Annotated in this window: 7 protein-coding genes; 5 read left to right on the top strand and 2 right to left on the bottom strand. The window is 66.6% G+C overall.

Features of this window, described 5'->3' with window-relative positions; translation table 11 throughout:
* Window positions 1-46 precede the first annotated feature (46 nt).
* Window positions 47-2431, top strand: a complete 2385-nt coding sequence (locus C6570_RS16365) for a hypothetical protein (protein WP_106704764.1) — start codon at window positions 47-49, stop codon at window positions 2429-2431.
* A 124-nt stretch (window positions 2432-2555) separates the two neighbouring features.
* Here C6570_RS16365 and C6570_RS16370 read toward each other — a convergent pair whose 3' ends face one another.
* Complete coding sequence (locus C6570_RS16370) at window positions 2556-5903, bottom strand: UvrD-helicase domain-containing protein (RefSeq protein ID WP_106704163.1); 3348 nt, start codon at window positions 5901-5903, stop codon at window positions 2556-2558.
* 145 nt (window positions 5904-6048) lie between these two features.
* On the bottom strand, window positions 6049-8607 hold the full coding sequence (locus C6570_RS16375) for a PD-(D/E)XK nuclease family protein (protein ID WP_106704164.1): 2559 nt from the start codon (window positions 8605-8607) through the stop codon (window positions 6049-6051).
* A gap of 102 nt (window positions 8608-8709) precedes the next feature.
* Here C6570_RS16375 and trxA point away from each other — a divergent pair, with 102 nt between their 5' ends.
* The 4 genes from trxA (at window position 8710) to C6570_RS16395 (ending at window position 12834) form a co-directional block, all read left to right on the top strand.
* Entirely contained in the window at window positions 8710-9042 is a 333-nt protein-coding gene (gene trxA, locus C6570_RS16380; RefSeq protein WP_106704165.1) for a thioredoxin TrxA, read from the top strand.
* 266 nt (window positions 9043-9308) lie between these two features.
* On the top strand, window positions 9309-10574 hold the full coding sequence (gene rho / locus C6570_RS16385) for a transcription termination factor Rho (RefSeq protein WP_106704166.1): 1266 nt from the start codon (window positions 9309-9311) through the stop codon (window positions 10572-10574).
* A gap of 160 nt (window positions 10575-10734) precedes the next feature.
* Window positions 10735-10986 (top strand): type B 50S ribosomal protein L31, encoded by a 252-nt coding sequence (locus tag C6570_RS16390; RefSeq protein ID WP_106704765.1) that lies wholly within the window; start codon window positions 10735-10737, stop codon window positions 10984-10986.
* A gap of 135 nt (window positions 10987-11121) precedes the next feature.
* Window positions 11122-12834: a hypothetical protein gene (locus C6570_RS16395; protein WP_106704167.1), complete on the top strand. Its 1713-nt coding sequence runs from the start codon at window positions 11122-11124 to the stop codon at window positions 12832-12834.
* Window positions 12835-12877 lie beyond the last annotated feature (43 nt).

Genomic DNA, 12877 nt, shown 5'->3' on the forward strand with positions numbered 1-12877 from the left:
GGCTATGGAAGAATTGCCGCATCCAATCCCCTGCTACGCCGACAAGATGACCCTTTACGCCCAACTCAAACAAGTGCGCAGCGAGGAAGACGTTAAGGACGCCTACATCAAGGCCTTGGGACTCAAGGGCTACACGAAGGGCCTGATCGACATCCAGACCAACGAAATCTGGTTTGAGGCGAAGGACACCAGCAAGCACTCCAGCTACGCCATGTTCACGCAACTGTTGCACTACGTGCAGGTAGCGCTGAACAAGGGCGAGCAATTGCCGCCCTTACTGGCAGTGATCGACACCGAAAAAGCAGCACTGATGAAGAGTGCCGACGTGCTGCCTTTCCTGCGCAAGAAAACCGTCAAGTGGGGCAAGTCTGCGAGCCAGTACACGCAAGAGGCGCTGGACGAGATATCCGCCCACATCGGCACGCACTTTGTGTCATTCCGGATTTCCTCTCATGAGGAAGAATTCATCAGGACCGTCAAGGACGCAATCAAAAGCGGCGACATCATCCGCACCCAGATCACACCCGATAACCTGAAACAGGTCTTCGACAAGTGGGTGGACATGATTGGCCACGAAATCGTGGGCGTGCGGGATGAAGACTACGCCCTGCTGTTTTTCGCAGACATCATGCACGACGGCACCGTATCCACCCACGCAAACCTGCCCGCCGAGCTGCTGCACAAGAACGGCGCGCCCGTGTTCAGCCTGGGCGGCAAGAATTTCGAGCTGGGCAGCAAGGAAGGCTATCGCCGTTTTTGGGCCATCTACCACCGCCCGCCCAAAAGCGAATACCGCGACTACCTGCTGGAACGCCGCGACAGCCTTATCCCGCTGGACGAACGCAGCTTCAAGGGCGCGTACTACACGCCGCTGCACGTGGTGGACAAGGCCTACGACAAACTGGCCGAAACGCTGGGCAAGAACTGGCAGAAAGACTACATCGTCTGGGACATGTGCTGCGGCGTGGGCAACCTGGAGGTCAAGCACAGCAACCCGCGCAACATCTACATGAGCACGCTGGATCAGGCCGATGTGGACGTGATGAAAGCCACCAAGACCTGCGTGGCGGCGCAGCGCTTTCAGTACGACTACCTCAATGACGACATCACCGACGACGGAAGGATCGACTACAGCCTGAGCAACAAGGTGCCGCAGGGGCTGCGCGACGCGATGGCGGCGGGTAAGAAGATGCTGGTGCTGATCAATCCGCCGTATGGCGAGACCGGCGCGGGCATTGGCAGAGGCGGCCAAAACAAGAAGGGCGTGGAACAAACCCGCATCAACGCCACCATGACCGACGTGGGCTACGCCAGCAAGGAACTGTTCGTCCAGTTTCTGGCACGCATTGCCAAGGAACTGCCTACGGCCACCCTGGCGATGTTCAGCACCCTGAAGTACGTCAATGCGCCGAACTTCGAGAAGTTTCGAGCCAACTGGAATGCGGACTACCAAGGCGGCTTCGTCGTCCACAGCAAAGCGTTTGACGGGCTCACTGGCGATTTTCCGATTGGTTTCCTGATATGGAAAACCAGCCAGGATGCGAGAAAGAAAATGCCTATCACCGAGATCAGCGTCGAAGTGCTTAACAGGAAGGCGCTGCAGATAGGCGAGAAGAAGTTCTACAACCTGCCCAGCAGCACCTACCTGAACGTATGGATGGACAAGCCGGAGACCAATGATGAACTGGCCTTGCCCCTCTCGAACGCCATCAAGGTTTCCAGCAACCCGCGGCTGAAAAAATCGTGCGACGCTATGGTGGGCTACCTGTACGCCAGCAACAACGACTTGCAGCATGCCGGGCAGGAAACTCTCATCACCTCATCCATTTTTACGGGCGGCAATGGGGGTGGCGCCTACGTCAACCGCCAGAACCTGTGGCAAGCGGCTGTCGTTTTTGCGGTGCGCCTGCTCATAAAACATAGTTGGATCAACCACAACGACCAGTTTCTGCAGTCGTCCGAACCACTGACCGACGAATTCAAGATCGACTGCCTGGTCTGGATGCTGTTCCACGGCAAAAACCTCACCGCCGGCGCCAACGGCCTCGAATGGAACGGCAGAACGTGGTCGCTCGTGAACCACTTCATCCCCTTCACCGAGGCAGAGGTTGGCGCACCCGACCGGTTCGAGTCCGACTTCATGGTGCAGTACCTGGCCGACAAAGCCTTGTCGCCAGAAGCCCAGACGGTGCTGGACGCAGGGCGGGCGCTGTGGCAGGCCTACTTCGCCCACACCGATGTGCGTGCCGTGCGCGACGAGTTCAAGCTCAACCGAGCCGATGCAGGCTGGTACCAGATTCGCAATGCCTTGAAAGCGCGCAACGCCAGCGGCGACACCGCGCCCGTCGGCTTTGGCCGCTTCGATCAGGCCTATCAGGCGCTGAGCGAAAAATTGCGCCCGCAGGTCTACAGCCTGGGTTTCCTGCGCTGAATGGATTCCTGCGGCCGCTTGCCAAGATGAGGCAAACGGTGTGGCTTAGCGGGCCGCTACCGAATATTCCTCCCCGCCCCAGGCGTTTCACGGTGGCAGGCAATAGTTAGTCGCGCGCGAGGGCTTAACCCACCACGCGCCCGTCGCCCGTCAAGAACGCCACCCGCACAGGCTGGCCGGGGTGCAGGCGTTCGATGGCGGCGCGGTAGCGGGCCATTTGCGCCTGCAGCAGCGGGTCGCGCTCGGGGTGGAAGGCGCTTTTGTAGTCCAGCACCCACCAGGCTTCGGGCTGCCCGGCGCTGGCGCGGCGGCGCACCAGGCGGTCGATGCGCAGGCGCTGGCCGTCGTGCGTCAGCTCGACTTCGTTGAAGGCCTGCAGCACTTCGTCGGCAGACCACGCCCAGGCGGCTTCGCCGGTGAAGATGCGGCGCGCCAGCGCTTCGGCGCGGCTGGCCTGCTCGGGCGTCAGGGCGTAGCGGGTGCGCGCCTGGCTGAGCCGCTCGGGGCGCCAGCCTTCGGGGCCGTCGTGCGCGTTTTCCAGCAGCCAGTGCATGGCTTCGCCCAGGCGGGATGCGTCGGTGGGCGGCGTGCGCAGCGGGTCGGCCTCAATCCGCATTACTTCGATTTCGATAGCTGCTTGCGCTGGCTGCACGGGCGCTGGTGGCAGATCGAGCATAGAAAATGCCGCTGCGCTGGCCGCGTCGCCCGCAGGCGCGGGGGGCGCTTCGGGCGCTGGCAGGGGCGCGGCCAGTGGCTGGATGCGCTGCCACCAACTGGTGGCGGGCTGGCGGTGCGGCGTGACGCCCGAGAGCACCAGCCGCTCGCGCGCGCGGGTCATGCCGACGTACAGCGCGTTGAGCTCTTCGCGCGCCTGCGCGTCCACCTCTTGGCGGGCCAAATCTTCTGCGCTGGGCGGCGGCGCGTTGCCGTTGGCCAGAAAGACGAACTGGGTGGGCGCGGGCGCGTCGCCGGGCCAGTCGATCAGTGCGGTGGCTTCGCTGCGGGTGCGCAGGCCGGATGCGGTGTCGACCAGCAGCACGTCTTCGGCCTCCAGCCCCTTGGCGCCGTGCACGGTAAGCAGTTGCACGGCGTCGGGCGCGGCGTGCCGCGGGGCCATCAGGCGCTGGCGGCGCAGCGCGCGCACCCACTGGTAGGCGGTCAAAAAGCGCCCGCCCTGCACCTGCAAGGCGGCGCCCAGCAGCGCGCGCAGCTGGGCGACGGCGTGGTCGCGCTCAGCGCGCGGCGCGGCGGCGGCAAAGCGCGCCAGCGCGTCGCGGTGGGTGTAGATGGCTTGCAGCGCGTCGTGCGGCGGCAGGCTGCGCAGCCAGCCCTGGTAAAGCATCAAATCGGCGTGCAGCGCAGCGCTGTCGTGCGCTGGCAGCTGCACTTTTGGTAGCAAATCAAGCCACGCCGAGGCAGCACGGCCTGCGCCCGCGGGCGCGTCGCCGCCGTCAGTGCGCGCCGCTCTCACGGCCAGCGCGATCTGCACCAGCGCCTCGTCGGCCAGGCCGAACAGGGGTGATTTGAGCGCCCGCGCCAGCGACAGATCGTTGCCGGGCGAGACCAGCGCATCGACCAGCGCCAGCACGTCTTGCACCACCGGCAAGTCGCCCAGCACCTGCTGCTCAGGCTGCTCGCACGGGATGCCGTACTGGCGCAACTCTGCCTGCAGCAGGCCGAGGGGCAGGCGGCGGCGGGCCAGCACCATGATGTCGCTGGGCGCGCGCCCAGCGGCCACGCGCGCGGCGATCCAGCGCGCGGCCTGGCGCGCTTCCAGCATGTTCAGCTTTTCTTCCAGCGTGACGCGCGGGGTGGTGAGGCTGTCGCGCCAGGCCGGGGCGTCGTCTTCGTCCTCTGCATCGTCCGCAGCCGCTTTGTCGGGGCGTGGGATCAGCGGTAGCGCCAGCACTTCGCCGGTCACATTGGATTGCGTGGTGTGCGTGCGGTAGCCGCTGAATTCGCCCGCGGCCTGCGCCTGGCCCATGACCTGGTTGACGGCGCCCAGCACGGCGGGCGTATTGCGGTGCGTGTGGTCGCACGCCAGGCGGTCGCCGCCCAGGCCGTGCACCACGAAATCCTGCGCGGCGGCGAACACGCGCGGGTCGGCGCGGCGAAAGCGGTAGATGCTTTGCTTGGGGTCGCCCACGATGAAAACGCTGGGCGGCGTTTGCCCACCGCCCGCGCCCACGTAGCCCGCCAGCCAGGCGTGCAGCGCCTGCCATTGCAGCGGGTTGGTGTCTTGAAACTCGTCGATCAGCAGGTGGCGCACGCGCGCATCCAGCCGCTCTTGCACGGCGGCGCTGTAGTCGCTGTCAGACAGCAGGGTGTGGGCGGCGCGCTCGATGTCGGTCATGTCCACCCAGCCACGGTCCAGCTTGAGCTGCGCAAACGCGCGGATCAGCGGCCGCGTGAGGCGCGCCATGCGCAGGTGGTGCTCGCGCGCGGCCTGCTGCCGCTCGGCCCGGCGCACGGCCAGGACTTCTTCTTGCGCGGCGCGCACGTCGTCGATGCCGGCCAGCTTGTCGTTGAACTTGCGCGGATCGCCCCCTTTGGTGACCAGGGCGTCCTGCGCGCTGGCCCAATCGCCCGCCGCCACGGCGGCCTTCAGCTTGGCGCCGCATTCGGCAAACGTGCGCGCGCCGGGCAGCAGGGCTTCGGCGGCGGCCAGCAGCAGGGCGCGGCCCGGCTCGCGCGCCATCAGCCAGTCGGCCGGGGCCGCCACGCCGGCCAGGCGCGGGTAGTAGGCGCCAAAGGCGGGCACGGCGTCGTCGATGCGGCCGGCCTCGTCGGCCAAGGTGAATTCCACGCGGCGGGCCAGCGCGGCTTCCAGCGCCTCGTGGGCGCGGCTGCGGCCCAGCGCGCGGACCAGCGCGGCGTAGTCTTCACGCAGAGCCGCATCGCGCGCCACGTCACCCAGGTAGCGGCGCCACACTTCGGCCACCGCGTCCTGGTCGTCTTCCAGCAGCTCGTAGGCCGACGGCAAACCCTGGTCTTGCAGCACCTTGAGCGGGGCACTGCGCAGCAGCGCGGCAAACCAGCTGTGGAAGGTACGGATCTGCACAGTGCGGCCGTACGCCAGCAGCGCGGGATACAGTTTTTGTAGCGTCTGGCGCAGCTCTGGCCAGCGCTGGGGCTCGATTCCCCTGATGCGCAGTTCGTTGTCGAGCCGCGCTTGCCAGGCTTCGTCCGTCTCGCCTTCACGGCGCTTGGCGAAGTCGCTCAGCCATTGCTGCAGGCGCTGGCGCATTTCGCCAGCGGCTTTCTTGGTGAAGGTGATGGCCAGGATTTCTTGCGGCTCGGCCCCGTTCAGCAGCGCGCGCAGGATGCGCGACACCAGCATCCAGGTCTTGCCCGCGCCCGCGCAGGCTTCGACGGCCACGCTGCGGCGCGGGTCGCACGCGATGGCGTAGAAAACTTCGCGCGCGCAGGGCTGGCCGTTGTGTTCGTAGGCGGGTTGGTTGTCGATACTCATCGTGTTGCCTCAACGGCCAATGGGGGCACCACGCTGGCGCTTACGCCGCGCCAGCCCAGCAAACGCCGTGGAAAGGGCTTGGCCCGGCTACTGGCGTCGTGCCCTTGAGGGGGAGGCGCCGCAGGCGACTCAGGGGTGCGCCTTTTCACCAGAAATCCTTGCGGCACAGGCCGCGGGCGTCGCACCACTCACAGGTGGCGCCCTCGCCCAGGGCGGGCAGCGGCTGGCCCGCGGCGATGCGGGCCATGTCGGTTTGCATGCCTGCCAGCAGCTGCTCGGCCAGCGCCAGCAGCTTGGGCAGCTCGTGCAGGCTGGGCGCTTCGCGTTCGGCCAGGTTCAGGTAGGCGGCGCGGGGCGCGTCGGCACCCGAAAGCAGCGCGTAAAACGGCAGCTGCGTGTCTTCATTGCCCGCGGCCACGCGGGCCTTGCTGCGGTCAACACGCTCGGTCTTGTAGTCGATGAGCATGGGCGCGCCGCCCGGGAGGCGGTCGATGCGGTCCAGCCGGCCGAAAAGCTGCAGGCCGCCGGGCTGGGCCTTCAGGGCGGTCTCGGCGGATTCAAAGGTGGCGCCTGTCGCCTCGTACTGCGTGAGCCAGTCAAGGTAGGCATCGCGCAGGCCCGGCCAGGCCACGCTGAAGGGCAGGAATTCGCCCTCGTCCACGTCTAGGCCGCCTTCGCGCGTGGCCAGCGCGGCGGCGGCGTCCATCAGCGCCAGGCGGTCTGCGGCGGGATCGGCCTTCAGCGCCACGTGAAAGTGGCCCAGCGTGGCGTGCACCCAGTTGCCCCAGTCGCGCTTGTCGATGTCCACGTCCAGCTCGCCTTCCGTGCGCAGGCCCAATTGCTGCAGCGCGAAGAAGCGGTAGGGGCAGGCGCGCAGCATGTCGTAGCTGCTGGCCGACAGGCCGGCGGGCAGCAAGGCTGCGCCACTGGGCGCGGGCCGGCTTTCTGGCTGCGCGGCCAGGGTGCGGGGCACGCGCGGGTCAACGCCGGGCGCAGGCACGTTCGCACCGGCGGGGCTGGCCGCCGCCGCCATCTGCAAGCCCTGCACCAGCGGCGAGGGCGACAGGGGCTCGCCACTGTCGTCGCTGGTGCGCCAGAGAATGTCGACGTGCGGCACGCGCTGCACCAGGCCCCAGGCCTTGGCCTGCGCCTGGCGCAGGTCTTCGCGCGAAGGCATGTGCAAGGCCTGGCGCTGCGCGGCGGTCCATGCGCCGGGCGGCTCTGGCGTGGACGGCAGGCGGCGTTCGTCCGCGCCCGGCAGCACCAGCGCCGCCAGCGGGCGGCCCAGCAGCTGGCTCATCGGCAGGATGATGACGGGCGCCTGGGGCGCGGCCGGCGGGCGGAAGCTGGCGGCCTCCAGCGTTTGCGACACCCAGCGGGTGAATTCGCCCAAGGCCATGCGGCGCTGCGCAGCGGGCCATTGGCGCCACGCTTCCAGCGCGGCTTCGGACAGGCCCAACGCATCGATCACCGCCGCGCCTGCCTCATCGCCCGCCAGGGTGGGCCACACGCCAGCGCCTTCCAGCAGCGCGCGGGTGTTGCCCAGCCAGCTGCCCAGCGTCTGGCGCCCTTCCATCGGTGCGCGCCACACTTCCACCTGTGTCAGCAGCGCAGCCAGCCTGGGCGATGGGGTGGCACTGCGGGCGGCCACTTCGAGCCAGTTGCGCACCGGCTGGCGGCGCAGGGCTTTTTCAAGCGACTGCACGGCGGCGGCGTCAAACGCCGGGGCCAGCTTGAGGGCGTCCAGCATTGCATCGGTAGAAGCGGTGGGCGAGCAGGCTTGCAGCAGCGCGTGCAACAGCGCCGCGGCGTGTGTGGTGGACAGCTTCCACCCCGTTTCGTCGCGCAAGGGCACGCCGCGCGCCGCCAGCAAGGCGCTGACGCGGCGCGTGAGCACCCGGTCGCCCGCGCACAGGGCCACCGGCGTGCGGCCCAGCGCCAGGTGCTGCAGTACGCACGCGGCGGCGCGTTCGGCTTCGTCCTCGCCGTCGGCGCAGGTGTGCAGCGCGATCTGGCCTATGGTGGCGGTCACCTGCGCTTGCAGCGTGGCGCTGCGGTCGTGGTAGTGGTCGGCCAGATGGCTGGCCAGCGGGTCGGCCTGAATGCCTTCGACGATGAGCAGTGCATCCAGCCCGTCCGACACGCGCCGGGTGAAGAGCACGTCGCTCGCGTAGTCGGAATTGGCGGCCCACGCCACGCCGATGCGCGCGAGGGCGGCGTCCAGCGCCAGTGCGGCGTCGTTCACAGCGGGCAGCGACTGGCGCGCCTGCGCCGCCCACTCAGGCCGCAGCTCGGCTGGCACGCTGGCCGCCATCTGGCCAAGCTGCGTGGCCATCTCCAGCAGCGGGCCCACCAGCAGCGCACGTTGCGCGCCCAGCCCGGCGCCCTCCAGCAGCGACGCGGCGGTGAGCAGATCGCGTCCGTGGTCAAAGCTCAGGTCATTGGGGCTGGGCTGGAACGTGCCCACGCGGGCAGCCCAGTTTCGGGTGGTCTCGAAGCGCGGCGCAAAGCTGTTGGGAAACTGCTGGGCCCAGAGGCGCTCGGCCAGCGGCATCAGCTGCGCGTAGGGCAGCAAAACCACCGTGCGGGCGGGGTGCGCGCCCAGCGCGTCGATTTGCGTGGCCACGTCGGCCAGCAAGGTTCGCCAGGTAGCCAGCACGCCACCGGCGCTGGTGGAATCATCGGATTCGGCTATCACGGTCATAGCGAGCGCCGCATGCCCCGCACGGGGCCGCGGCAAGGTGTTTCTGTCACAATGGAATGCACTTTATCCGGTCAGTTCGGCCGGTTCTCAAGGATTAGCCCCATGGCCAGCGATTTGATCAAACATGTGAGCGACGGCTCGTTCGAAACCGATGTCCTGCAGTCTTCCAAGCCCGTGCTGGTGGACTTCTGGGCCGAATGGTGTGGCCCCTGCAAGGCCATCGCCCCTACGCTGGACGAGCTGGCGAAAACCTACGACGGCAAGCTGCAGATCGCCAAGGTCAACGTGGACGAAAACCGCACAATCCCTGCGAAATTCGGCATCAAAGGCATTCCCACGCTGATGGTGTTCAAGGACGGACAACTGGCCGCCACGAAGGTGGGCGCCATGACCAAAGCGCAACTGGCGCAGTTCATCGACCAGCAACTGGCCTGATCCCGCCCGGCGTGGGCGCGCCCGCGCCGCGCACGTCGTGCCGCGTTGTCTCCAGGGCCCTCAGGGGCCCGCCTTTTTTCCTGTCATAATTCCGCCAAGGCGAGTGCGCAGTTGAGCACCCGCCCCGCGCCCTGGCAAACATGGCGCGAGACTTCCAGGCCCGCCTCCGGGCCTGTGCAACTCCCCCAGATCTTGATTTCGATGCCTCGTTGATTGGCCCATTGCGCCGATCCGCCGCACACGCACCCACCCGCAGGACACCCTCCATGCATCTGAACGAACTGAAAGCGCTGCACGTTTCCGAATTGCTCAAGCAGGCGGAAACGCTGGAAATCGACAACGCCGGCCGCATGCGCAAGCAGGAGCTGATGTTCGCCATCATCAAAAAACGCGCCAAGGCTGGCGAGCAGGTGTTCGCCGATGGCGTGCTGGAAATCCTGCCCGATGGCTTTGGTTTCCTGCGCAGCCCCGACACCAGCTTCACCGCCAGCACGGACGACATCTACATCAGCCCCAGCCAGGTGCGCCGCTTCAACCTGCACACCGGCGACATGATCGAAGGCGAAGTGCGCATCCCCAAGGATGGCGAGCGCTACTTCGCGCTGACCAAGCTGGACAAAGTCAATGATGGCGCGCCCGAGGCGAACAAGCACAAGGTGATGTTCGAAAACCTGACGCCGCTGTTCCCGCGCGAGCAAATGAAGCTCGAGCGCGACGCGTTCAAGGGCGAAGAGAACATCACCGGCCGCGTGATCGACGTGATTGCGCCGATCGGCAAGGGCCAACGCGCGCTGATCGTGGCGCCGCCCAAGAGCGGTAAGACGGTGATGATGCAAACCATCGCCCACGCCATCGCCGCCAACTACCCCGACAGCCACATGATGGTGCTGTTGGTGGACGAGCGCCCCGAAGAAGTGACGGACATGCAGCGCTCGGTCAAGGCCGAGGTGATCGCCTCCACCTTCGATGAGCCCGCCGCACGCCACGTGCACGTGGCCGAGATGGTGATCGAGCGCGCCAAGCGCCTGGTCGAGCTGAAGAAGGACGTGGTGATCCTGCTGGATTCCATCACCCGCCTGGCGCGCGCCTACAACAACGTGGTGCCCTCGTCCGGCAAGGTGCTGACCGGCGGCGTGGACGCCAACGCCCTGCAACGCCCCAAACGCTTTCTGGGCGCGGCCCGCAACGTTGAAGAAGGCGGCAGCCTGACCATCATCGCCACGGCGCTGATCGACACCGGCAGCCGCATGGACGAGGTGATCTTTGAAGAATTCAAAGGCACCGGCAACAGCGAAGTCCACCTGGATCGCCGCCTTTATGAAAAGCGCGTGTTCCCTTCGATCCAGCTCAACCGCAGTGGCACACGCCGCGAAGAGCTGCTGCTGGCGCCGGAGGTGCTGCAGAAAACCCGCATCCTGCGTCAGTTCATGTACAACATGGACGAGATCGAATCGATGGAGATGGTGCTCAAGAGCATGAAGGCGACGAAGAACAACTCCGAGTTCTTCGACATGATGCGCCGCGGCGGCTGACATCACCTGGGCAGCTGCGCCATTTGACGCCACTGCCCCCCAGAGCATGCCGGGCGCTTGCCTGCCCCACGGCAAGCCTTTTATAATGCGTGGTTTCGCGGAAAGTACGTCAGATGGGCTGGCGCGGCTGCCGCAGCCAAGTCACCCCAAGGATTTCATCATGCGTGAAGGCATTCACCCCAATTACCGCGAAGTGCTGTTCGTTGACCTGTCCAACGGCTTCAAGTTCGTGACCCGTTCTTGCGTCAACACGAAGGAAAACGAAACCTTCGAAGGCAAGGAATACCCCCTGTACAAGCTGGACACGTCCAGCGAGTCGCACCCCTTCTACACCGGTACGCAAAAGTCGGTGGACAACATGGGCGGCCGCGTCGAGAAATTCCGCAACCGCTACGGCAAGGTCGCCCGCTAAAATCCAGCGGCGCCAGACTTTTCCCGCCTGATCAGGGCAGCACGGGCAACCGCGCTGCCCTTTTTCTTGATCGGGCGGCTTTAATAGCGCCCCCGACGCTGGCCGCCTTGAGTGGGCTTTCAAGTTCCCGTACGTTTGAATCAGCCGAACCCCGCCATCGTTACCCAGGACGCCGTCCGACGCCTTCCGCGTTGGGCACTGCTGCTGCTCTGCGTGGCCTACGTGGTGCCGGGCTATGTCGGCCGCGCGCCATGGAAGAACGCGGACATTTCCTCCTTCGGCTACATGCTGGAGCTGGCCGGTGCCACCGACCTGGCGCAGTGGCTGCAGCCAACGCTGATGGGCCAGGTGGCCGATTCGGGCGCGCTGCTGCCCTACTGGCTGGGCGCGTGGGCGATCCAGCTGGCACCCAGCTGGATGACGCCGGACTTCGCCGTGCGCTTGCCGTTCATCGCCATGCTGGCCGCCACCCTGGCGGGCACCTGGTACGCCGTGTACTACCTGGCGCGGCAACCCAATGCGCAGCCGGTGGCCTTCGCTTTCGGGGGGGAGGCCAACCCCATCGACTATGCCCGCGCGCTGGCAGATGGCGGCCTGTTGGCGCTGGTGGCCACGCTGGGGCTGGCGCAGTTCTCGCACGAAACCACACAGGCACTGGTTCAGCTGTTCTGTGTGGTGATGGTGTTCCTTGGGTTGGCGGCGGCGTACTACCGGCCCAACCGCGCTACCGTGGCGCTGATGATCGGATTGCCGGGGCTGGCCTTGTCTGGCGCACCGGCCACCGCCATTTTCTACGGCAGCATCGTCTTGCTGGCCTTGCTCACGCCGGGCCTCACGCTGACTGAGCCCAGGGTGCGCCAGCGCCTGATCTGGGTACTGCTGCTCACGCTGTCCATCACCGTGGCCATGTGCTGGCAGCTGGATCTGCTGCGCTGGCGGATAGCCCCGATGCGGTCTGGCTGGGCCGAGTGGCGCTCCACCGCCAACCTGTTCCTCTGGTTCACCTGGCCCGTCTGGCCGCTGGTGCTGTGGACGCTCTGGCGCTGGCGCCGGCAGTTGCTGGATTTGCGGGTTTATCGCCACCTTGGCCTGCCCCTGCTGCTGGCCAGCGTGCCCGTCACCTCCACTCTGATCACCACGTCCGGCGACCGCGCCCTGTTGCTGGCCTTGCCATCGCTGGCCGCGCTGGCCGCCTTCGCGCTGCCCACGTTCCGGCGCAGCATGTCGGCGCTGATCGACTGGTTCACCCTGCTCTTCTTCACCGGCTGGGCCATCGTGATCTGGGTGGTCTGGGTCGCGATGCAGACCGGCGTGCCGGCCAAACCCGCAGCCAACGTCGCCAAGCTGGCACCGGGCTTTGAGCCCGTATTCCAGTGGCCCGCTTTGCTGGCGGCGCTGGGGGGCACCCTGGCCTGGGCCGCCCTGGCACGCTGGCGCACCGGGCGCCATCGCACCGCACTTTGGAAGAGTCTGGTGCTGCCCGCCGCCGGCGCTACCTTGTGCTGGCTGCTGCTGATGACCTTGTGGCTGCCCGCGCTCGACTACGCCCGCAGCCTGGCGCCCCAAATGCGCGAAGTGCGCAGCGTGGTCGGCGATGCGCCTTGCGTGCAGGTGTTCGGCCTGTCGGCGCCGCAGGTGGTGGGTGTGCGCTACCACGGTGGCTGGGCAACAGAGCCCCTGATCGGCACCACCGCCTGCCCCTGGCTGCTGGTGGATGTGGATGCGCAAGCCTCGCTGCCCCAGGTAGCGGACATGACCCAGTGGGAGCTGGTTGACCGGGTGCGCCGCCCCACAGACGACAACGAGACGCTGCTGTTGCTGCGCCGCATCGGCACATCGCAGAAATAGATTACTATATTTTTGATAGCTACCAGCGCTGCATACACCGGCG

The sequence above is a fragment of the Ottowia oryzae genome, from assembly GCF_003008535.1.
GTDB classification, from domain to species: Bacteria; Pseudomonadota; Gammaproteobacteria; order Burkholderiales; family Burkholderiaceae_C; genus Ottowia; species Ottowia oryzae.

Excerpts from the sequence above, each read along its gene's own strand:
- C6570_RS16390 (WP_106704765.1), top strand. The coding sequence starts at position 10,735 with ATGCGTGAAGGCATTCACCCCAATTACCGCGAAGTGCTGTTCGTTGAC.
- C6570_RS16375 (WP_106704164.1), bottom strand. The coding sequence starts at position 8,607 with ATGACCGTGATAGCCGAATCCGATGATTCCACCAGCGCCGGTGGCGTG.
- C6570_RS16365 (WP_106704764.1), top strand. The coding sequence starts at position 47 with ATGACCCTTTACGCCCAACTCAAACAAGTGCGCAGCGAGGAAGACGTT.
- trxA (WP_106704165.1), top strand. The coding sequence starts at position 8,710 with ATGGCCAGCGATTTGATCAAACATGTGAGCGACGGCTCGTTCGAAACC.
- rho (WP_106704166.1), top strand. The coding sequence starts at position 9,309 with ATGCATCTGAACGAACTGAAAGCGCTGCACGTTTCCGAATTGCTCAAG.
- C6570_RS16370 (WP_106704163.1), bottom strand. The coding sequence starts at position 5,903 with ATGAGTATCGACAACCAACCCGCCTACGAACACAACGGCCAGCCCTGC.